This is a genomic window from Oleiphilus sp. HI0128 (assembly GCF_001635365.1).
Genome location: NZ_LWGG01000073.1, coordinates 1 through 780, shown reverse-complemented (window position 1 = coordinate 780; position 780 = coordinate 1). Strand labels below are relative to the sequence as shown.

Sequence of the window (780 nt, the reverse complement as noted above, 5' to 3'; positions counted from 1 at the left end):
GAATGCAATGAAGGGCGATAAGGAACGCTGCCTTGAAGCAGGAATGAATGATTATTTATCCAAGCCTATCGATACTGAGGTTTTGGAAAGAAAGCTCTATTTTCACCTTGTGGCGGGTGTTGATCAGAAGGCAGCCCAAGTAGGTGAAATTGTAAAAGTGAGCGAAAGTTGTGATTTAAGTGAAGAGGCTTCTGCAATAGTTGAAGAGGCAGTACCAGATGAAACGAAGGGGGTTGAGTTGCAGATTTGGGATGAAAGTGATGTATTACGCAGGGTAATGGGGAAGTCCAAAATCCTGAAAGTTATGATAGCTTCGTTTTTGAGTGATATGCCGCAGTATGTTGATACTCTGCAATCAGATATCGATAAAGGCGATCTGGAAGCGGCAGGAAATAGCGCGCATGCTCTAAAGGGCGTTGCTGCCAATTTGAGTGCCTTGGCGCTCGCTGAGGCAGCAAAGAAAATTGAGATAGCTTGCAAAGACGGGCAGCCTATCGAAAACATATTACCTATGCATCAAGAATTTATGGATGTTTACCCTAAAACCCGTGAGATGCTGATGGCTTGGAAAGAGCCTGAATAGGCTCTTTCCCGGCGCTAGCTAGACCTTAAGCGATGGTGTCTTTCAGGTAGGTATTCAGGAATTTGCTTTCTGGGTCAAAGCTGCGTCTTAGCTCAATAAAATCATTCCATTTTGGGTAGCTTTTCTTGAACTCTTCGCGGCTAAATGTATTAAGCTTGCCCCAGTGAGGTCGTCCTCCATACTTTCGAAAAATTGGC

Annotated in this window: 2 protein-coding genes; one reads left to right on the top strand and one right to left on the bottom strand. The window is 44.5% G+C overall.

Translation table 11 applies throughout. The features are described 5' to 3' along the window. Nucleotides 1-583: Hpt domain-containing protein (locus A3763_RS00965; protein WP_197482661.1), on the top strand; the 583-nt coding region annotated here is incomplete at its 5' end. A 25-nt stretch (nt 584-608) separates the two neighbouring features. Here A3763_RS00965 and A3763_RS26600 read toward each other — a convergent pair. Beyond that, on the bottom strand, nt 609-776 hold the full coding sequence (locus A3763_RS26600) for a D-arabinono-1,4-lactone oxidase (protein WP_082880330.1): 168 nt from the start codon (nt 774-776) through the stop codon (nt 609-611). Between the last annotated feature and the right edge of the window lie 4 nt (nt 777-780).